Source organism: Streptomyces sp. NPDC088910 (assembly GCF_044749865.1).
In the GTDB taxonomy this organism is placed as follows: Bacteria; Actinomycetota; Actinomycetes; order Streptomycetales; family Streptomycetaceae; genus Actinacidiphila.
Genome location: NZ_JBIVIV010000020.1, coordinates 20,015 through 39,804, shown reverse-complemented (window position 1 = coordinate 39,804; position 19,790 = coordinate 20,015). Strand labels below are relative to the sequence as shown.

General features: G+C 70.9%; 20 protein-coding genes and 1 tRNA gene. 12 read left to right on the top strand and 9 right to left on the bottom strand.

Annotated elements, in window-relative coordinates; genetic code table 11:
- The first annotated feature begins 63 nt into the window (after positions 1-63).
- Positions 64-900: a diacylglycerol kinase family protein gene (locus ACIP4Z_RS33730; protein WP_401314278.1), complete on the top strand. Its 837-nt coding sequence runs from the start codon at positions 64-66 to the stop codon at positions 898-900.
- Positions 901-931: 31 nt separating this feature from the next.
- Here ACIP4Z_RS33730 and ACIP4Z_RS33725 read toward each other — a convergent pair whose 3' ends face one another.
- Complete coding sequence (locus ACIP4Z_RS33725) at positions 932-1,414, bottom strand: GbsR/MarR family transcriptional regulator (RefSeq protein ID WP_401314276.1); 483 nt, start codon at positions 1,412-1,414, stop codon at positions 932-934.
- 101 nt (positions 1,415-1,515) lie between these two features.
- On the opposite strand from ACIP4Z_RS33725, the gene ACIP4Z_RS33720 reads away from it, so the two are divergent.
- Positions 1,516-2,676, top strand: coding sequence for an ATP-binding cassette domain-containing protein (locus tag ACIP4Z_RS33720; protein WP_401314274.1), 1,161 nt, complete (start codon positions 1,516-1,518; stop codon positions 2,674-2,676).
- A complete protein-coding gene (locus ACIP4Z_RS33715; protein WP_401314272.1) occupies positions 2,673-4,280 on the top strand; it encodes an ABC transporter permease in 1,608 nt (535 codons plus the stop codon). The genes ACIP4Z_RS33720 and ACIP4Z_RS33715 overlap by 4 nt, the downstream gene beginning before the upstream one ends.
- Before the next feature lie 149 nt (positions 4,281-4,429).
- Here the strand turns inward: ACIP4Z_RS33715 and ACIP4Z_RS33710 are convergent, their stop codons facing one another.
- From ACIP4Z_RS33710 to ACIP4Z_RS33690, 5 genes are all read right to left on the bottom strand, one after another.
- Complete coding sequence (locus ACIP4Z_RS33710) at positions 4,430-5,680, bottom strand: cytochrome P450 (protein ID WP_401314270.1); 1,251 nt, start codon at positions 5,678-5,680, stop codon at positions 4,430-4,432.
- Positions 5,677-6,510, bottom strand: a complete 834-nt coding sequence (locus tag ACIP4Z_RS33705) for an MBL fold metallo-hydrolase (RefSeq protein ID WP_401314268.1) — start codon at positions 6,508-6,510, stop codon at positions 5,677-5,679. The genes ACIP4Z_RS33710 and ACIP4Z_RS33705 overlap by 4 nt, the downstream gene beginning before the upstream one ends.
- On the bottom strand, positions 6,507-7,442 hold the full coding sequence (locus ACIP4Z_RS33700) for an NUDIX hydrolase (RefSeq protein WP_401314266.1): 936 nt from the start codon (positions 7,440-7,442) through the stop codon (positions 6,507-6,509). The genes ACIP4Z_RS33705 and ACIP4Z_RS33700 overlap by 4 nt, the downstream gene beginning before the upstream one ends.
- Before the next feature lie 120 nt (positions 7,443-7,562).
- Complete coding sequence (locus ACIP4Z_RS33695) at positions 7,563-8,030, bottom strand: RidA family protein (RefSeq protein ID WP_355336109.1); 468 nt, start codon at positions 8,028-8,030, stop codon at positions 7,563-7,565.
- Positions 8,027-8,188 carry a DUF4177 domain-containing protein gene (locus tag ACIP4Z_RS33690; RefSeq protein ID WP_188284144.1) on the bottom strand — a complete coding sequence of 54 codons (162 nt, stop codon included), beginning with the start codon at positions 8,186-8,188 and terminating at the stop codon, positions 8,027-8,029. The genes ACIP4Z_RS33695 and ACIP4Z_RS33690 overlap by 4 nt, the downstream gene beginning before the upstream one ends.
- Before the next feature lie 243 nt (positions 8,189-8,431).
- On the opposite strand from ACIP4Z_RS33690, the gene ACIP4Z_RS33685 reads away from it, so the two are divergent.
- Together ACIP4Z_RS33685 and ACIP4Z_RS33680 are read left to right on the top strand one after the other, a co-directional pair.
- Positions 8,432-9,550, top strand: coding sequence for an ArsA-related P-loop ATPase (locus tag ACIP4Z_RS33685; protein WP_355336106.1), 1,119 nt, complete (start codon positions 8,432-8,434; stop codon positions 9,548-9,550).
- A 3-nt stretch (positions 9,551-9,553) separates the two neighbouring features.
- Positions 9,554-10,888 carry an ArsA-related P-loop ATPase gene (locus ACIP4Z_RS33680; RefSeq protein WP_391042638.1) on the top strand — a complete coding sequence of 445 codons (1,335 nt, stop codon included), beginning with the start codon at positions 9,554-9,556 and terminating at the stop codon, positions 10,886-10,888.
- Between the two features lie 70 nt (positions 10,889-10,958).
- Here the strand turns inward: ACIP4Z_RS33680 and ACIP4Z_RS33675 are convergent, their stop codons facing one another.
- Positions 10,959-11,291, bottom strand: a complete 333-nt coding sequence (locus tag ACIP4Z_RS33675) for a WhiB family transcriptional regulator (RefSeq protein WP_093716024.1) — start codon at positions 11,289-11,291, stop codon at positions 10,959-10,961.
- A 397-nt stretch (positions 11,292-11,688) separates the two neighbouring features.
- Between ACIP4Z_RS33675 and ACIP4Z_RS33670 the strand changes: the two genes are divergently transcribed.
- A complete protein-coding gene (locus ACIP4Z_RS33670; protein ID WP_401314262.1) occupies positions 11,689-14,046 on the top strand; it encodes a transglycosylase domain-containing protein in 2,358 nt (785 codons plus the stop codon).
- A gap of 127 nt (positions 14,047-14,173) precedes the next feature.
- Here ACIP4Z_RS33670 and ACIP4Z_RS33665 read toward each other — a convergent pair whose 3' ends face one another.
- A complete protein-coding gene (locus ACIP4Z_RS33665; protein WP_391042635.1) occupies positions 14,174-14,632 on the bottom strand; it encodes a GatB/YqeY domain-containing protein in 459 nt (152 codons plus the stop codon).
- Positions 14,633-14,892: 260 nt separating this feature from the next.
- Between ACIP4Z_RS33665 and ACIP4Z_RS33660 the strand changes: the two genes are divergently transcribed.
- The 6 genes from ACIP4Z_RS33660 to ACIP4Z_RS33635 all read left to right on the top strand — a co-directional run bounded on the left by ACIP4Z_RS33660 (position 14,893) and on the right by ACIP4Z_RS33635 (position 18,489).
- The gene (locus tag ACIP4Z_RS33660) at positions 14,893-15,822 is read left to right on the top strand and encodes a metallophosphoesterase (protein ID WP_355336098.1); all 930 of its coding nucleotides are present in this window, start codon (positions 14,893-14,895) and stop codon (positions 15,820-15,822) included.
- A gap of 35 nt (positions 15,823-15,857) precedes the next feature.
- Positions 15,858-16,526, top strand: a complete 669-nt coding sequence (locus ACIP4Z_RS33655; protein ID WP_391042632.1) for a Pr6Pr family membrane protein — start codon at positions 15,858-15,860, stop codon at positions 16,524-16,526.
- Positions 16,527-16,538: 12 nt separating this feature from the next.
- Positions 16,539-16,612 (top strand) — tRNA-Pro (locus tag ACIP4Z_RS33650).
- Positions 16,613-16,990: 378 nt separating this feature from the next.
- Positions 16,991-17,395, top strand: coding sequence for a multiprotein-bridging factor 1 family protein (locus tag ACIP4Z_RS33645; protein ID WP_401314259.1), 405 nt, complete (start codon positions 16,991-16,993; stop codon positions 17,393-17,395).
- Complete coding sequence (locus ACIP4Z_RS33640; protein WP_401314258.1) at positions 17,302-17,676, top strand: DUF488 family protein; 375 nt, start codon at positions 17,302-17,304, stop codon at positions 17,674-17,676. Before ACIP4Z_RS33645 ends, ACIP4Z_RS33640 begins: the two co-directional genes overlap by 94 nt.
- 366 nt (positions 17,677-18,042) lie before the next feature.
- A complete protein-coding gene (locus ACIP4Z_RS33635) occupies positions 18,043-18,489 on the top strand; it encodes a hypothetical protein (RefSeq protein ID WP_401314256.1) in 447 nt (148 codons plus the stop codon).
- A gap of 199 nt (positions 18,490-18,688) precedes the next feature.
- Here ACIP4Z_RS33635 and ACIP4Z_RS33630 read toward each other — a convergent pair whose 3' ends face one another.
- Positions 18,689-19,306, bottom strand: a complete 618-nt coding sequence (locus ACIP4Z_RS33630) for a DUF6000 family protein (RefSeq protein WP_401314305.1) — start codon at positions 19,304-19,306, stop codon at positions 18,689-18,691.
- Positions 19,307-19,790: the final 484 nt, after the last annotated feature.

Below are 19,790 nucleotides of genomic sequence, written 5' to 3'. Positions count from 1 at the left end.
ACGCAAAGGCGCAAGGGGCTCTTGCACCGAGATTTTACCTGAGGAAGGACCAAGGTGTCGGCCGTGTCTCCTGGGCATCCTCCCCCGGACTCCGACCGGGGGCACCCCCTGCTCCTGGTCATCGACCCCGCGGCACGCGCGGTCGACGGCGAATCCGTGCGGATCGCCAAAGATGTCCTGTGCGCGGGCGCGTACTCCGTAAAAGTTTGCGTCCCGGATTCCGCGGAGGAGGCGGAGCGCGCGCTGGCGCACCGCGGTCGCCGTCACCCTGTGGTGCTCGGCGACGACGCGGCGCTGCTGCGGATGGTGCGCGCGCTGCACCGCGACCGCACGCTCGGGGAGGCGCCGGTCGCGCTGGTGCCGATCGGGCCGCGGTCCGCGCTGGCCCGCGGCCTCGGGGTGCCGGGCCAGGTGCTGGCGGCGGCGCGGGCGGTGCTCGACGGCGTCGAGCGGGAGCTCGACCTGCTGGTCGACGAGAGCGGCGGGATCGTGCTCGGCACGCTGAGCATCCCGTGCGGCACCCCGGTCTCGCAGACCGCCGCGCACTGGTGGACGCCGGTCGAAAAGACCGCCCGCTCCCTGGTCCGCACCCTCACCGCGCCGATCCCGGTCAACGGTCAGCAGCCGCGGCAACGGCTGCGCGTGGAGGCCGACGGGGTGCTGCTGGCCGATCTGGACCAGCCGGTGCAGGAGATCTCGGTCCGCACCTCGCCGTCGGGCGTGGCGGAGGTCTTCGTCCGTCGTACGGAGGGCGCGGAGCACGTACGCGCGCGGGCGCGGACCATCACCGTCTCGGGCCGGGACTTCCGCTACCGCGCGGACTCCGCCGTCACCGGGCCGGTGCGCAGCCGTACGTGGACGGTGGAGCGGTCGGCGTGGCGGCTGACGGTGCCGCGCTGAGGGCGGCAGGAGCGTTTCAGCGGGCCGCGCGTCACATCGTGGCCTTGTGCTCCCGCCAGCGGTCCATCATCGCGCCGAGCTCCCTTTGCAGGAAGTCGAAGAAGGCGGCGGTCTCGGCGAGCCGCTGACCCGCGTCCGTCTCCTCGCCGACGGTGTCTATTCCGGTGCGCAAGGTGTTCTCCCAGCGGGCGAGGACGCCGCTGCGGCTGGTGAACGTCTCGTACCACTGGTCGCGGTGCACCCGGTACAGCTCGCGGCGCGAGCCGGGGTCGCGCTCGCGGTGCACCATGCCGACCTGGGCGAGGTAGCGCACGGCGCCGGAGACCGCGGCCGGGCTGACCTGGAGCCTTTCGCTCAACTCGGCGGAGCTGAGCGCGCCGTTCTCGGAAACGAGCAGCGCGGAGAAGACCCGGGCTGCCATCCGCTGCATTCCGGCCTCGACCATCTCGGCGGCGAAGCGCTCGATGAAGGTCAGCACCTCCGCAGGTCTCTCCTCGTCCCGCGGGTCCGCCATGGCCGCCGCCTCCCTCGTCCGATCCGCCCAAGTCACGCTGAGTGAAGTTTATCCGCTTCGTCATCTTCACAAATTTCTGAATGTACTGTAGCTTCACAAGCATGACGGACGCAATCATGGTGGCCGGGCTCCGCAAGACCTTCGGCCGCACACACGCACTCGACGGACTCGACCTGTCCGTCCGCACCGGCGAGGTGCACGGCTTCCTGGGTCCCAACGGGGCGGGGAAGTCCACCACGATCCGCGTCCTGCTCGGCCTGATCAGAGCCGACGGCGGCGAGGCCCGGCTGCTCGGCGGCGACCCGTGGCGGGACGCGGTGGCCCTGCACCGGCGGATCGCCTACGTGCCGGGCGATGTCACGCTGTGGCCCAATCTCAGCGGCGGCGAGATCATCGACCTCTTCGGCAGACTGCGCGGCGGAGGCGGCGGAGGCGCTGTGCGCGGCCGGTGGCGCGGGCGCGGGCGCGGGGAGACCGGCGAGCGGGCCGACGGCGGTGCCGCGAGCCGGAAACAGGAACTGCTCGACCGGTTCGAGCTGGATCCGACGAAGAAGGGCGGCGCGTATTCGAAGGGCAACCGGCAGAAGGTCGCCCTGGTCGCCGCCTTCGCCTCGGACGCCGACCTGCTGATCCTGGACGAGCCGACCTCGGGACTCGACCCGCTGATGGAAGAGGTCTTCCAGGGCTGCGTGGAGCAGGCCAGGGACCGCGGGGCGACCGTGCTGCTGTCCAGCCACATCCTCAGCGAGGTCGAGGCGCTCTGCGACCGGGTCAGCATCATCCGCCAGGGCCGCACCGTGGAGACCGGCGCCCTCGGCGAGCTGCGCCATCTGACCCGCACCAGCGTCACCGCGGAACTGGCCGCCCCACCGCGCGGCCTCGACGAACTGCCCGGCGTGCACGACGTGGACGTCAGCGGGCACCACGTCACCCTCCAGGCCGACACCGACAAGCTCGACGCCCTGCTGCGCGCCCTCGCCGACACCGGCGTCCGCAGCCTCACCAGCCGCCCGCCCACCCTGGAGGAGCTGTTCCGCAGGCACTACGAGGACCCGGACGCCGACGGTCACGCGTCGGCTGCCGAGGGCCGGGCCGGTACGCCGTCCGGACCCGACGGGCCGTCCGCGACCGGTACGTCCGCATCCGGTACGCCGTCCGGACCCGACGGGACGACCGCATCCGGTACGCCGTCCGGACCCGACGGGACGACCGCATCCGGTACGCCGTCCGCGACCGGTCCGCGTAAGGCGACGCCCCGATGAGCGGCTTCGCGGGCACCGGCGCCCTCACCCAACTGGCCCTGCGCCGCGACCGGCTGATGATCCCGGCCTGGCTGTACGTGCTGGCCGCGTCCGTCATCGGCACCGCCGCCTCCTTCCGCACGCTCTACGGCGACCAGGCCGAACGCGCGGACCTCGCGCGCAGCACCAACGCCAGCGCGCCGCTGCGCGCGCTCTTCGGACCCATCTACGACTGGGACACGATCGGCGCGCTCACCGGCTGGCGGATGGGCGTGCTCGGCGCGTCCCTCACCGGGCTGATGAGCATGCTGATCGTCGTCCGGCACACCCGTGAGGAAGAGGAGACCGGCCGCCAGGACATGCTCGGCGCGACCATGGTCGACCGCCGGGCCCCGCTCACCGCCGCCCTGTCGGCCGCCGCGACCGCCGACGTCGCCATCGCCCTGGTCGTGCTGTGCGGCATGACCGTGCTCGGCCAGAGCCTGACGGGCTCGGTCGCGCTCGCCCTCGCCCTCGCGGTCGGCGGCATGATGTTCGCCGGGGTCGCCGCGGTGACCGCCCAGGTCACCGAGACCGCGCGGCTCGCCAAGGGTGTCGCGGGAGCCGTGCTCGGCGGCGCCTTCCTGCTGCGCGCCGCCGGGGACGCCGCGACCACCGACTCCTCCTCGCCCCTGGTGTGGATCTCGCCGCTGGGCTGGCTCGAACACCTCCATCCGTACGCCGACGAGGCGTGGTGGGTGCTGCTGCCCGCCGCCGCCTTCGCCGCACTGACCTGCGGCGCCGCGTACGCGCTGGTCGCCCGCCGGGACACCGGGGCCGGTCTGCTGCCCGCCCGTCCGGGACCCGCGCGGGCGGCCCGCTCGCTGAACGGACCCCTCGCCCTGGCCTGGCGGTTGCAGCGCGGCACCCTGTACGCGTGGGCCGCGGGCCTGGCGGTCGCGGGCGGGGTCTACGGCTCGGTCACCGACTCCGTCGGGGACCTGATCGGCGGCAACGGCCAGGTGGACGACATCTTCCAGCGGATGGGCGGCCACCAGGGCCTGACCGACGCGTTCCTGTCGACCGCGATGGGCCTGCTCGGCATCATGGCCGCCGTCTTCGCCGTGCAGAGCGTGCTGCGGCTGCGCACCGAGGAGACCGGGCAGGGCGCGGAGGCTGTGCTCGCCCAGTCGGTCGGCAGGGTGCGCTGGGCCGCGAGCCACATCGTCCACGCGCTGCTCGGGACGGTCGTCGTGCTGGCCACCGGCGGCCTACTGATGGGCCTGGCCTACGGCGGCGCCATCGACGACATCGGCGGGCAGGTCCCCCGGCTGATCGGGGCGGCCGTCGCGCAGGCGCCCGCCGTGTGGGTGCTGATCGGGCTCGGCACCCTGCTGTTCGGCCTGCTGCCGAGGGCGTCCACGGCCGCCTGGGGCCTGCTCGGGCTCTTCGTGATGATGGGCCAGCTCGGCCCGGTGCTGCGGCTGCCGCAGCCGCTGCTCGACCTGTCGCCGTTCACCCACGTGCCGAAGCTGCCCGGCGGCGATATCACCGCGACGCCGTACGCCTGGCTGATACTCGTGGCCGCCGGGACCCTCGCGGCCGGCCTGGCCGGGCTGCGCCGCCGCGACCTCGTCACCGGCTGACCCGCGGCGATCCGCGCAGGGGGCCGTGCGCGCGGGCCCGCCGTACGGTCCCGCGCGCGGCTGCCCGTACGGTCCTCCGCCCGTCCGCCCGTCCGCCCGTCCGCCCGTCCGCCCGTCCGCCCCACGGCCCTGCGCGCGATCCCGCGCCGTCACCAGGTGACCAGCAGCTCCTCCGGTCCGCGGATCACATAGCCGGGGCTCCAGGCGGGCTCGGCGACCAGCCGCAGGCCGGGCGCCTGGCGCAGGAAGGTGCCGAAGGACGCGCCGAGTTCGAGACGGGCCAGCGGGGCGCCGAGGCAGTAGTGGATGCCCGCGCCGAAGCTGACATGCCGGTTGTCGGCGGCGGGGCGGGTGACGTCGAAGCGGTCGGGGTCGGTGAAGCGGGCCGGGTCGCGGTTGGCGGAGCCGAAGAGCAGGGCGACCTCGGAGCCGCGCGGGATGACCGTGCCGCCGACCTCGATGTCGTCCAGCACCCAGCGTTCGAACATCTGCAAGGGAGTGTCGTAGCGCAGCATCTCGTCCACGCCGTCCCGCAGCCGGTCGGGGGCGTCGTAGAGGAGTTGGAGCTGGTCGGGGTGGTGGAAGAGGGTGAGCCAGCCGATGGTGGTGGTGTTGACCGTGGCCTCGTGGCCCGCGTTCAGCAGCAGCACGATGGTGGAGATCATCTCCTGCTCGCTGAGCACGTCCCCGTCCTCGCGTGCCGCGATCAGCGCGCTGATCAGGTCCTCGCCGGGGTCGGCGCGCCGGGCGGCGATGAGTTCGTGCAGATACGCGGAGAACTCCTCGCTGGCGGTGACCGCGCGGCGGGCGCTCTCCTCGGTGGGGTTCAGCTCGAACATCCCGGTGATCGCCGCCGACCAGGGCCGCAGCAGACAGCGGTCGGCGGCCGGGATGCCCAGCATCTCGGCGATGACCGCGACCGGCAGCGGCTCGGCGACCCGGGAGAGCAGGTCGCCGCCGCCGTCGGCGTGCAGGGAGGTGATGAGTCCGGCGGCCAGGCGCTCCACGGTGGGGGCCAGATTCTCCACCGTGCGCGGGGTGAAGGCCTTGGCGACCAGGCGGCGGATGCGGGAGTGCGCGGGGGCTTCGAGGTCCAGCATCCCGTTGCCGTTGAGCGTGGTGAACGGCTCGTGCTCGGCGGGCGGTGCCTGGCGGCCGAACTCCTCGTGGGTGAAGCGGTGCAGGTAGGTGCGGCCCAGACGGCGGTCGCGCAGCAGGGCGTTGACGTCGTCGTAGTGCGGGATGAGCCACTGCCTGGTCGGCTCGAACCAGTGCGCGCGGCCGGCCGCGCGCAGGGCCTCGTAGGCCGGGTAGGGGTCGGCGACGAAGGAGGGCGACCAGGGCTCGAAGGCGGGTCCGGGCGAAGGGGCGGCGGGTGACGCGGGAGGGGTGGGTGTCATGGCAGATCGATGAGTCCGTGTTCGCGTAGGTAGGCCAGCTGGGCCTGGACGGAGAGCTCGGCGGCGGGCCACAGGGAGCGGTCGACGTCGGCGTAGACGTGGGAGACGACGTCGGCGGCGGTGAGCAGCCCCGACTCGACGGCGGTCTCGACCTGGGCGAGCCGGTGCGCGCGGTGGGCGAGGTAGTACTCGACGGCGCCGCGGGCGTCGGTGAGCACGGGGCCGTGCCCGGGCAGCACGGTGTCCACCCCGCCGTCGACCGTCAGGGCCTGGAGCCGCCGCAGCGAGTCCAGGTAGTCGCCGAGCCGCCCGTCGGGGTGCGCGACCACGGTGGTGCCGCGGCCCAGCACGGTGTCGCCGGTCAGGACGGCGCCGTCGGCCGGGAGGTGGAAGGAGAGCGAGTCGGCGGTGTGGCCGGGTGTGGAGACGACCTGGAGTTCCAGGCCGCCGGTGGTGACGGTGTCGCCCGCGGCCAGGCCCTCGTCGCCGAGCCGCAGCGCCGGGTCCAGGGCCCGTACGCGGGTGCCGGTCAGTTCGGCGAAGCGGGCCGCGCCCTCCGCGTGGTCGGGGTGGCCGTGGGTGAGCAGGGTGAGGGCGACGCGCTTGCCCAACCCCTCGGCGACCTCCACCACGTGGGCGAGGTGGCCCTCGTCCAGCGGGCCGGGGTCGATGACGACGGCCAGCGGTGAGTCGGGTTCTGCCACGATCCAGGTGTTGGTGCCGTCCAGGGTCATCGCCGAGGGGTTGGGCGCCAGCACGCACAGGGCGCGGGCGGTGGCCCGGCCGCCGATGGTGGCCCGCGGCTCGCCGGGCGGCTTCGCGGCGGTCATCGGCCCGCTCCCTCGTCCTGAGCCCGGTCCTGGTCCCGGCCCTGGCCCCGGTCCGGCAGCGGGCCCGCCGTGCCCGGGATGAAGCGGGTGAACTCGTCGTGTCCCGGCCAGGTCAGGACGACGTCGCCGTGCTCGTCGAGGGCGGCGCGGGCCAGGACCGGGGTGAGGTCCCGGTCACCCGCAGCGGTGAGCGCGTCCGCGGCAGAGGCGTACGGCAGCAGGTCGCGCAGTGTGGTGACGGTCGGCGGCAGCATGCTCAGCTCGCCGCGGTCGTAGCCCGCGACGGCCTCGGCGGGCGGCAGCCACACGGTGTGGTCCGCCTCGCCCGACACGTCCCGCGTGCGCTGCCCGGCCGGGAGGGTGGCGAGGAAGAACCAGGTGTCGTAGCGGCGCTCCTCGAACTCCGGGGTGATCCAGCGCGCCCAGGGGCCGAGCAGGTCGGAGCGCAGGACGAGTTCGCGGCGGGCCAGGAAGTCGGCGAAGGACAGGTGGTGAGCGGCCAGCGCCGCCCGGTCCGCCTCCCAGTCCGCCCCGGTGATGTCGGCGACGACGGTCTCCGGGTCGGGCCCGGCGAGCAGCACCCCCGACTCCTCGAAGGTCTCCCGCACCGCCGCGCACACCACGGCCTGCGCGACCGCCTCGCTCGCCCCCAGCGCCGCCGCCCACGCCTCCAGCGACGGCCCGGCCCACCCCACGGGACGCTCGTCGCGCGGGTCCACGCCGCCGCCCGGATACGCGTACGCGCCCCCGGCGAATGCCATGGAGGCGCGTCTGCGCAGCATGTGGACGGCCGGTCCGCCGGCGTCGGTGTCCCGCAGCAGCAGTACGGTCGCCGCCCGCCGCGGCGTGACGGGGACCAGTTCCCCGCTCGTCAGCGCCCGGATGCGGTCCGGCCACGAGGCGGGGAACATCTGTCCGTCGGTCCTGGTCATGGGCGGGATGCTACGTCCATCCGGCGCGATGTTCGAGAGCCGCCGCCCGCAGGGACCTCCCCGCGACGTTCGAGAGCCGCCGCCCGCAGGGACCTCCCCGCGGGCGGCGGACCGGCGGACTCAGTCCGTCAGCTCGACCTGGACCTCGACCTCGACCGGGGCGTCCAGCGGGAGGACGGCCACGCCGACGGCGCTGCGCGCGTGCACGCCCTTCTCACCGAGGACCTCGCCGAGCAGCTCGCTGGCGCCGTTGATCACACCGGGCTGGCCGGTGAAGTCGGGGGCGGAGGCGACGAAGCCGACGACCTTGACCACACGGGCGATCCGGTCGAGGTCACCGATGACCGACCGGACGGCGGCCAGCGCGTTGAGCGCGCAGATGCGGGCCAGGTCCTTCGCCTCGTCGGCGGTGACCTCGGCGCCGACCTTGCCGGTCAGCGCGAGCTTGCCCTCGACCATGGGGAGCTGCCCCGAGGTGAAGACGTACCGCCCGGAGATCACCGCGGGCTGGTAGGCCGCCAGCGGCGGGACCACGTCCGGCAGCGTCAGCCCCAGCTCCGCGAGCCGCGCGTCGACGGCGCCGCTCACGCCGCCTTCTCCCGCTTGAAGTACGCCACGAGCTGCTCGGGGCTCATCCCCGGCACGACCTGCACCAGTTCCCAGCCGTCCTCGCCCCACGTGTCGAGGATCTGCTTCGTCGCGTGCACGAGCAGCGGCACGGTCGCGTATTCCCACTTCTTCGCCATACGGCGACTGTAGTGCCTCCCCGGCGGCCGTCCGGCACGGCGCTCCCCGACCGGCGGGGACCGTACGCGGACCACCCGCGGACCACTGCCGAGCCCCCCGTTCGGCCCCGCGCCGCCGCCCCGGATCGACACCCGGCGGTCATCGCGCCGTCACCCCGGATCGACACCCGGCGGTCATCGCGCCGTCACCCCAACCGCACGGCCGCCCGAGTACGTGGTGCCTTCAGTGGTTAGGCTCGCAAGGTGAGCCCTCAACAGTCTTCCGCCGTCAGGCTCCACATCGTGACGGGCAAGGGCGGCACGGGAAAGACCACGGTCGCCGCCGCGCTGTCCCTCGCGCTCGCGTCCGAGGGACGGCGTGTGCTGCTGGCCGAGGTGGAGGAGCGGCAGGGCATCGCCCAGCTCTTCGAGACCGAGGCGCTGCCGTACCAGGAGCGGAAAATCGCTTCCGCACCCGGCGGCGGCGAGGTGCACGCGCTGGCCATCGACGCCGAGCTGGCGATGCTGGACTACCTGGACATGTTCTACAAGCTCGGCCGCGCCGGGCGCGCGCTCAAGAAGCTCGGCGCGATCGACTTCGCCACCACCGTCGCCCCCGGGCTGCGGGACGTGCTGCTGACCGGCAAGGTCTGCGAGGCCGTCCGCCGCAAGGACAAGGCGGGCTGGCCGGTGTACGACGCGGTGGTGCTCGACGCCCCGCCCACCGGGCGGATCACCCGCTTCCTCAACGTCAACGACGAGGTCGCCGGGCTGGCCCGGATGGGCCCCATACACAACCAGGCGCAGACCGTGATGCGCGTGATGAAGTCCCCGCAGACCGCCGTCCACCTGGTGACGCTCCTGGAGGAGATGCCGGTCCAGGAGACGATGGACGGCGTCGCGGACCTGCGCTCCGCCGGGCTGCCGGTGGGCGCCGTCATCGTCAACATGGTGCGCCCCGTCCTCCTGGAGGACGCCGCCCTCGCCCAGGTCACCGACCTCCCGGCGGGCGGCAGCGGTGGCGGCGTCGGCAAGCGGCGCACGGCCGTCGCCAAGGCGCTGTCCCAGGCCGGGCTCGGCGGCGCCCGGCGCGGCGGGGTCGCCGAGCGGCTGGTCGACCCGCTGCTCGCCCAGGCGTACGAGCACGCCGAGCGGGTGGTCCTGGAGCGCGAGCAGCGCGCCGAGATCGGCGGACTCGGCCTTCCCGTACGGGAGTTGGAGCTGATCGGCGAGGGCGTGGACCTCGGCGGGCTCTACCGGCTGGCCGACAGCCTGCGCAAGCAGGCCGTGCCGGGCTTCGGCGGCACCTTCGCCAAGGACGGCGCCCGCGGAAAATCCGCCGCTCACCCGGACGAAGACACCGACACCGGAGACGAGGCCTGACCCATGAGCCTGGAGAGCCCCGTGCTGGAGATCGACCCGCTGCTCGACGACCCCAAGACGCGGATCATCGTGTGCTGCGGTTCCGGCGGTGTCGGCAAGACGACGACCGCCGCGTCCCTGGGCGTACGCGCGGCCGAGCGCGGCCGTACGGCCGTCGTACTCACGATCGACCCGGCGCGGCGGCTGGCCCAGTCCATGGGCCTGACCGAACTGGACAACACCCCGCGCGAGGTGGCCGGAATCGATCGGTCCGCCGGCGGTTCGCTGCACGCGATGATGCTGGACATGAAGCGGACCTTCGACGAGGTCGTGGTCCAGCACTCCGATCAGGAGCGGGCCCGCGCGATCCTGGAGAACCCCTTCTACCAGTCCCTGTCGGCCGGTTTCGCGGGCACGCAGGAGTACATGGCGATGGAGAAGCTGGGCCAGCTCAGGGCCCAGGACGCCTGGGACCTGATCATCGTCGACACCCCGCCGAGCCGCAGCGCGCTGGACTTCCTGGACGCGCCCAAGCGGCTCGGCTCCTTCCTCGACGGCAAGTTCATCAAGCTGCTGATGGCCCCGGCCAAGGTCGGCGGCCGGGCCGGGGTGAAATTCCTCAACATCGGGATGTCGATGATGACCGGCACCCTCAGCAAGGTGATGGGCGCCGGGCTGCTGCGCGACGTGCAGACCTTCGTGGCCGCCATGGACACCATGTTCGGCGGCTTCAGGACCCGCGCCGACGCCACGTACCGGCTGCTCCAGGCGCCGGGCACGGCCTTCCTGGTGGTCGCCGCCCCGGAGCGGGACGCCCTTCGGGAGGCGGCCTACTTCGTGGAACGCCTGGCGGCCGAGGACATGCCGCTCGCCGGTCTCGTCCTCAACCGCGTCCACGGCAGCGGCGCCGCGCACCTCACCGCGGAGCGGGCGCTGGCCGCCGCCGAGGCCCTGGAGGAGGCGCTGGAAGAAAATCTTGCGGACGGCGGCATTGTGGATCATCCGACCGGGAAGGCTGACTCCCAGCGGGCCTCCGCGGCCAGTCAGGCAAGCACCGCCGGCAGCTCGAGCGCCAGCGGCTCAGGCACGTCCAGCACTGCGAGCACGGGCAGCACAGCGAGCACGTCCAGCACAGCGACCGCGGCCGGTACCGAACGGCTGGCCGCCGGATTGCTGCGCCTCCATGCCGAACGCATGCAGGTGGTGGCGCGTGAACGACGCACGCGCGACCGCTTTGTGTCCGTCCACCCGGAGGTGCCCATGGTGGACGTGACAGCGCTGCCCGGTGACGTACACGATCTGACCGGGTTGCGGGCGATCGGCGAGCAGTTGGCGGACGGTCGGCCCGCGGCCGCGTAGTGGTGCGAGGTCGGACCGCGCGGTGACGCGGGGCCGGACCCGTACGTGATGGTGCGGTTCTGACCGGTCGTCAGCCCGCGGCGGCGTAGTCGTCCTCGTCGTCGAGCGGGATGAGGCCGGTGCTGCGCTCGTACTCGGTGCGTGCCGTCTCCAGCAGTCTGCGCCACGAGGTCACCATGGGGCGCCGTCGCAGCAGCGCACGGCGTTCACGCTCGGTCATACCCCCCCACACGCCGAACTCCACCCGGTTGTCGAGCGCGTCCGCCAGGCACTCGGTCCGCACCGGGCAGCCGGTGCACACCGCCTTGGCCCTGTTCTGAGCCGCGCCCTGGACGAACAGCTCGTCCGGATCTGTGGTCCTGCACGCCGCCTGCGTGCTCCAGTCGGTTACCCAGCTACTCATGCTGGCGCCGTCCTCTCCCGAATCGAGGCTCCCCCACGGCGGCAAGCGGCATATTCACCGTTGCCAGTTGAGGACGTTACGGAAGGTAGGCGCGGCGCAACAGCCCTTTCCGGCCCAATCTTGCATGGCCCGAACGGACTATGCGTGCGCGGGAGATCACCCAACGGAGTGAGGCGGGCTTATGTGGCACCAATATCGGACTTAAGAGGCGAAGTAGCACACATCGTCTCGCCATAAGGGACAAGTCCCCCGGCATATGCCGAATTTCGGGCAGTTCTCATCACTCACAAGAGTGACGAAGGAAGGCAGGAACGCGCCCGACGATCGCGCCCTGTCCGTTACAGAGTAGGCGAACAGTTGGGCGCACGTCCGGGGAATCGCAACGTAGGCTGCCTCCATGGCACACAAGCGATCGGGCGGGGGGCTGAGCACAGCCCAGCAGGCCGCCAAGTTCCTCGGCGTCAGCGTGCTCTCCGGCGTGGTCCTCGCGGGCATCGCGCTGCCCGCCGTGGGCGCGCTCGGCCTGTCGGCCAAGGGCACCGCGGCCGGCTTCGACGACCTGCCGGGCGAGCTGAAGACCCCGCCGCTCAGCCAGGCGTCGAAGATCCTGGACGCGCACGGCGGCCTGATCGCCACGGTCTACTCGCGCGACCGCACCGTCGTCCCGATCGAGGACATGAGCCCCAATGTCCTCAGCGCCATCGTCGCCATCGAGGACTCGCGCTTCTACGAGCACGGCGCGCTCGACCCCAAGGGCATCCTGCGCGCGCTCAGCAACAACGCGTCGGAGGGCGGCACCCAGGGTGCCTCGACCCTGACGCAGCAGTACGTGAAGAACGTCTTCGTGGAGGAGGCGGGCGACGACCCCAACAAGGTCGCCCTCGCCACCCAGCAGACGATCGGCCGCAAGATCAAGGAAATGAAGTACGCGATCCAGGTCGAGAAGGAACTCGGCAAGAAGAAGATCCTGGAGAACTACCTCAACATCACCTTCTTCGGCGAGCAGGCGTACGGCGTCGAGGCGGCCTCGCAGCGGTATTTCAGCAAGCACGCCAAGAACCTGTCGCTCACCGAGGCCGCGCTGCTGGCGGGCCTGGTCCAGTCGCCGAGCCGCTACGACCCGATCAACGACGAGCAGGAAGCCCTCAAGCGCCGCAATACGGTGCTGGCGCGCATGGCGCAGCTCAAGGACATCACCCCTGAGCAGTCCGCCGCCGCGCAGAAGGCGCCGCTCGGCCTGAAGGTCAGCTCGCCGAAGAACGGCTGCATCACCGCCGTCAACGGCGCGGGCTTCTTCTGCGACTACGTGCGCAACACCTTCCTCACCAACGCCGCCTTCGGCAAGACGAAGGAGGAGCGCGCCAAGACCTGGGACACCGGCGGTCTGACCATCAAGACCACGCTCGACCCCAAGGCGCAGGCGGGTGTGCTGGACGGCATCAGCAAGCACGTCTACAAGAGCGACGCCATCGCCGCCGCCGTCACCCTGGTGGAGCCCGGCACCGGCAAGATCGTCGCGATGGGCCAGAGCAAGCCGTACGGCTTCGGCAAGAACGAGACGCAGATCAACTTCTCGGTCAACGCCAACATGGGCGGCGGCCAGGGCTTCCAGAACGGTTCGACGTTCAAGCCGATCACGGCCGCCGCGGCGCTTGAAGCGGGCTACAAGCCGGACCAGTCGGAGCCGTCGCCGAACAAGATGACGTACCCCGACGTCACGACCTGCGACAACAACACGATCCACGGCACCGACGAGACGGGCAACGAGGACCCGTCCGAGGTGGGCCCGTACCAGATGCCCGAGGCGCTGAAGAAGTCGATCAACACCTACTTCCTCCAGCTCGAGAGCCAGACCGGGCTCTGCCCGATCGTCAACATGGCGACCAAGCTGGGCCTCAACCGCGCCGACGGCAAGCCGCTGAACCAGATCGCCTCGCTCACCCTCGGCACCAACGAGGTGTCGCCGCTCAATGTGGCCGCCGCGTACGCCGCCTTCGCCAACCGCGGCGTCTACTGCACGCCGATCGCCATCCAGTCCGTGACGGCGGCGGGCGGCAAGAAGCTGACGGTGCCCAAGTCGCTCTGCTCGCAGGCCATGTCGCAGAACACGGCCGACACCATCAACACGATGCTCAAGGGCGTCGTCGACGACGGTACGGGCGAGGCGGCCAACCTGGACGACGGCCGGGACACCGCCGGTAAGACCGGTACGACCGACGACCGGTGGGCGGCCTGGTTCGCCGGCTACACGCCGAACATGGCGGCGGCCGTGTGGATGGGTGACCCCAAGCACTCCAAGAAGATGAAGAACATCACCATCGGCGGCAAGTACTACCCGCTGGTGTACGGCGCCGACGGCCCCGCCCCCATCTGGAAGGACGCCGTCTCCGCGTCCCTGGAGGGCAAGCCGGTGCTCAGCTTCGTGACGGTGCCGCTCAACATCCAGGACAAGGGCAAGAACCCCCCGGCGTCGCCCGATCCGAACAACCCGGGCAACGCCACCAACACCGACGACAAGCACAAGGGCCGCGGCCACGGCCCCGGCGGCGTCACCACGATGGGCACGACCACCGGCGCCATCACGGCGGGCGCCGCCGGCGGCGGCACCAACGGCGGTACGACGACGGGTACGACCGTGGGCGCGACCGGTGCCAACGGCGCCACCAACGGCAGCCCCAACCCCTTCCCGACCTTCCCCGGCCTGACCACCGGCGGCGGGAACGGCCGGGCGGGGGGTACGACGGGGGCGACGTAGGGGTCGATGCGGGCCGACGCAGGTCGACGCAGGTGTGAGGCGTCGGCCCGCGCATAAGTGACGTCGTAAGGGGCGCCCTCCTGGGAGGGCGCCCCTTACGCGTGAGGTCTTTTGATGAGTGCGCGGATCAGCCCGCGAGCTGGCGCTTCACCTCGGCGGCGACCCGGCCGCCCTCCGCGAGCCCGGCCACCTTCGGGTTGACGATCTTCATGACGGCGCCCATGGCGCGCGGTCCCTCGGCCCCCGACTCGGCGATGGCGTCCCGCACGATCGCGGTCAGCTCCTCGTCCCCGAGCTGCTTGGGCAGGTACTCCGCCAGCACCTCGCCCTCGGCGCGCTCCCGCTCCGCCGACTCCGCCCGGCCGCCCTGCGCGAAGGCCTCGGCCGCCTCCCGCCGCTTCTTCGCCTCGCGCGTGATCACCTTCAGCACCTCGTCGTCGGAGAGGGTGCGCGCGGTGGTGCCCGCGACCTCCTCCTTCGTGATGGCCGTGAGGGTGAGCCGGAGCGTGGCGGAGCGCAGTTCGTCGCGTCCCTTGATCGCCTTGGTGAGGTCGTCGTGCAGTCGCTGCTTGAGCGTGGTGGTCATACGCCGAGTTTCGCATCCCTGCGCGGTGGTCGCGCCGCATATACGAGGGAGGCGGGGGGCGACTGCCCGTCGGGGGGCTGTGCGGCTGGCCGTGGCAGGGTGCGCCCTGGCTGAAGGGTGCCCGTCTGGAGGGTGCCGGCTGAAGGGTGCGCCCGGCTGAAGGGCGCCCGTTTGAAGGGAGCGCCTGTCTGAAGGGTGCGCCCGGCGCCGGTCGAGGGGCCTTGGCGCGCGTACGGCCCGGACTCTGACACGATGGACGTATGCGCGCGCGATACGGAATTCCCCTCGGTGTGACGGCGGCCGGCGCGGCCGGCCTGGCGTACGCGGCCGGTTTCGAGGCGCGGTCCTTCCGCCTGCGCCGCGTCGACATCCCGGTGCTGCCCGAGGGCATGCGCCCGATCCGTATCCTCCAGGTCTCCGACATCCACATGGTGTCGGGCCAGAACAAGAAGCGCCGCTGGCTCCAGTCGCTGGCGGGCCTGCGCCCCGACCTGGTCGTCAACACCGGGGACAATCTGTCGGACCCCACCGCCGTACCCGAAGTCCTGGACGCGCTGGGCCCGTTGATGCAGTTCCCCGGCACGTACGTCTTCGGGTCGAACGACTACTACGGCCCCAAGTTCCGTAATCCTGCCCGGTACTTGGTGGAGAAGGCGCGCGGCCAGCACGGTCTGAACGGCAAGGACCGCGCCGCGCACGGCGTCCTGCGCAACCCCTGGGGCGAGCTGCGCGACGCGTTCGACGCGGCGGGCTGGGTCGGCCTCAGCAACTCCCGCGGGCAGCTCAAGCTCGACCACGGCCCCGTGCTCGGCCTCACCGGCCTGGACGACCCGCACATCAAGCGCGACCGCTACGCCGCGGTCGCGGGCGGCCCCGACCCGGACACCGATTTCAACCTGGCGGTCGTCCACGCGCCCTACCTGCGCGTCCTGGACGCCTTCACCTCCGACCGCTACCCGCTGATCCTCGCCGGGCACACCCACGGCGGCCAGATCTGCGTCCCCTTCTACGGCGCGCTGGTCACCAACTGCGACCTCGACACCGACCGCGTCAAGGGCCTGTCCACCCATACGGCCACCGGCTCCACGTCCTACCTGCACGTCTCCGCGGGCTGCGGCGCCAACCGCTTCACCCCGGTCCGTATCGCCTGCCCGCCCGAGGCGACACTCCTGACGCTCACCAGCCGCTGACCCGTCCCGCCGTCCGCCGTCTCGTACGGTGAGGCATGCCTGCAATCCCCCGTTCGTACGTGGCGGCCTTCCGGCTGCTGATCGCGGCAGCGGCGGTGACGGGAATCACCATCGAGTGCGCCCACTTCCCGCCGCTGCGGGTCTTCACGTACTTCACGGTCCTCACCAACGCGGCGATCGCGCTGACCTTCGCCTGGTCCGCGTACCGCACCTGGACCCGGCGTCCCCCGATCCCCCCGCTGATCCACGGCGCCGTCCTGCTCTGCATCGTGATCACCGGCCTCGTCTACCACCTCGTCCTCGCCAATGACGCGAGCGACTTCTCCGAGTCCGAGGCCCTGGGCGCCCGCACCGGCGCCCTGGCCTTCTCCAACCAGCTCCTCCACACCGTGACCCCCCTCACGGTCGTCCTCGACTGGCTCCTGCTCACCGCCCCCGGCCGCTTCCCCTGGCGCTACGCCGGCCAATGGCTCCTGCTCCCCCTCGCCTACTTCGCCTTCGCCCTCATCCGCGGCCCCTTCTCCGGCTACCCCTATCCCTTCCTCGACGTCGACACCCGCGGCTACCCCGCCACCCTCCTCACCGCCCTCCTCCTCGCCCTCGCCTTCGCCGCCCTCTCCCTCCTCCTGATCCTCCTCGACCACCACCGCCCCTCCCCCCGAGGAAACCGGATTTCGCCCTCAGCCCCCCGTCCGCTAAAGTAAACCCCGTTGCACCGGGGTGTGGCGCAGCTTGGTAGCGCGCTTCGTTCGGGACGAAGAGGCCGTGGGTTCAAATCCCGCCACCCCGACTGGTGACACTGCACGTGAGGGGCGGTCTTCCGATCAGGAAGACCGCCCCTCACGGCATTCCGAGGGGGTCTTGGGAGAATATTGGGAGAAGATCTTGGTCGGGGTCGCCCTGCCCCAGGCCGAGCTGCGGCGCTGTCACGCGGTCGCGGCCGGAGCGACGGGCCCATGGACGAAGCCACGTCCCCGGCGTCCGGTGCCATGGATCAGCCACTCGCGGGGCGCCTGAGTACATCGCATGCGAGTCCGGCTCGATCCTGACCGCCGCCGCTCGATCGAGACAGAAAGCCAGCCGAATAGTGCGCGGCCTCGGGTCTCTCCGCTCAAAGAAACCACCGCATCTGGTCATCCCTTCTCAACGCTCGTTAGGATCACGATTCATGGCCGGTCACCTTTTGCGGCAGCCCGACAATCGCGTCCTCGCATGCGCTCTCGCGAAGCAAGTCCGTGAACTGCGGGCTGAACGAGGCTGGACACGTGAACAGCTTGCGGAAGAAGCCGGAATCCAATCCTCCACACTCGCGCGGCTGGAGAACCAAGGGGCTACCCAGCCGGGCTTCTTCACCGTCGGCAAGATCGCGAGTGCTCTGGGGTATCACTGGACGACCTGTTCCGGGATGCCAAAGCCAGCCCGGGACTGTGGTCCGCCGGCTACGAGGGCCGGGACATCGACTCGTTCGTCGCCTCACTCGTGGACAGCCGAATCGACATCGTGGCCGACGTTCGACTCACGCCCATCAGTCGCAAGCCGGGCTTCAGCAAGACCCGGCTCGGAGCCGCACTGAGCGGAGCGGGCATTGAGTACGCCCACCTGCGCGCCCTGGGCAATCCGAAGGCCAACAGGGCGCCCTTCTGGGACGGCCGCCTCGCCGAGGGCAAGGCTCAGTTCCGCAGCGTCCTGCGTTCCGACGAGGCTCGCTCGGACCTCGACCGCCTCGCCGCCCACGCCAAGCACTCACGCGTCGCGGTGTTGTGTTTCGAGGCGGACGAGAATCGCTGCCACCGCCAGGTGGTCTTGGAAACGGTCCGAAAGCAGGCTTTCGTAGCCGTACACCCGCTGGCCTGACTTCGCCCCAAGCCTCGCACGCACTCTTGCAAAATGCGCATAGCTCCTTTCTCATCTGATCGAGGGGATCAGGGGAGGGGGCGGAATGACGGGGACGCCGGAACGCGCGCGGATCATGATCCCGGTCAAGACGTATCCCGAGCTGTCGAACAAATACCGCGAGACCAGCTGTGTCGCCGGCATTAGTCTGGACCAAAGAGTGCCTCAGCACGTTCGCCTGTTCCCGGTGCCGTTCCGGCTTCTCGAAGAAGGCGTTCAGTTCGCCAAGTATTCGATCATCGAAGTCGATGTCGAGCCGCACAGTCGGGACAGACGCCCGGAGAGCCTACGGCCGAACCTCGACCAGAACGCGGTACCTCGCTCGGCATGTTCCGTCCCGCCGAGGTCACGGACTTCCGCCTGGTGGATGCCCAGCCCTGGACGGCCTCCAAGGCCGCACTGGCCGACCAGCTCGATCTGTTCGACAACGACATGAGTCGGCTCGAATGGGTACCGATCGAGTTCCGCTATCGCTTCCGGTGCGTGGACGACGACTGTCCGGGCCACCACATGGGGCTTCAGGACTGGGAAGCCGGAGCGTCGTACCGCAGGTTCCTGCGCAAGTACGGCGAGCAGGAAGTTCTGAACAAGCTGCGGCAACGCTGGTTCGACGAGATCTTCACCTCTGACCGGGCCGTCCACTTCTTCGTCGGGAACATCGCGGCCCACCCCCAAGACGTTCATGCTCCTGGGCCTGTTCTACCCGCAGCGACGCGTCGTGGAATACGTCCAGGACGGCCTCTTCAGCTTGTGAGCCGAACGCACGGCAGATGAACTGTTCGAGGGCGAGGGAGCCGGCCCGCCGCCGGGGAGGCCGACGACGGGCCGACACTGTGCTACCTGCGCCGACAACGCCGAAGGACGCGATCGCAGGGTTAGACACACCACCCCCACCCATTCAACCGCAATGGGGTGGGGTGGCCTGTCGGAGCGGCGGGCCATGGTCCAACGAAACGGCCACGAGATGGGGCCGTCATCCCGCCCCAGCGCATTCGTCGACCAATGCGCAAAGCTGACGAATGAGGCTCAGATGGGAGGGAGTTGGGTCCGTGTCGCACTGCATGTGAGGCGCATCATGGAGCCACTGCTGCCACGAGCCGCCCTGGCCCAGGAAGCGATCTGCTTGATCAGCTCCCAGATTCAGGTCGATGAACCGGAGAGCGGCCATGACCACAGCCTGGTCGTACGCGAGGTCAGGGCGGCGGAGGTAGCGATCGAGGTAGGCGGCGAGCAGCTCAGCATCACGCGCCGTACCGAAACTGGCCAGGGTCACGCTGTAGGCCAGCCCAGTGCAGCAGACCTCGCTGGCCAGCAGGAGATTGCCAAGGTGTTCACGGAACTCGGTTCGGCGGGAGACAGCTACGAGCCAAGCAGCAGTTCTGCGCTCTCGCCAGCCGCCCTCAAGAAGAATGGCGATCTCGTCCGCGTTGATGAGTCTCGCGTCCTCGCAGAGATCTCGCATGAATCGGTCATACTCAGGATCTTGCATGCGCAGCAGAGCGCCGCCGAGTTTCAGGTACCGCCGTTCGGGCGTGACATAGCGGCGAACGAGAGCCAGCAACTCGGCATCGTCATGGGCATGGCGTATCACACGGCCGATCTTGCCGTGCACGTGCTAATCGAGGCCAGTCAATTCCATGCGCTTCTGGTCCACGGAAGGCGACGGCCTACGCACCTCGCCACGTGCCGTCGGCTGAGTGACCTCCGACGCGCTGGAAGAGTCAGCCGTCCGGCCCGGTGCCCAACTGGCGACCCTGCTCGCCGGGTCTTTCCGGGAGGATGACCGCACGGCGGCATTGTCAGGCCAGCCTCACGACATGGCACCGTTCACATCGACCATGAGGCGGAACCGGCTCTCGTGAGCGGAACGCCCGCGCCATCACGGCGGATCAGGATGAGGTCCCGGTCCCGGTCTCGTCACGGCGACGGAGAGGCTGGGGATTCGAGCTCCGCCGTTCCCCGCTCGGAGGGCGGCAGTTCAGGGGTGTTCCGGGCCAGCCTGGCATGAAACCCGGTGGAGGATTTCAACTGCCTCTGCTCGTACCGGCCTTCACTGAGAGACCTTGCCCGGTGAG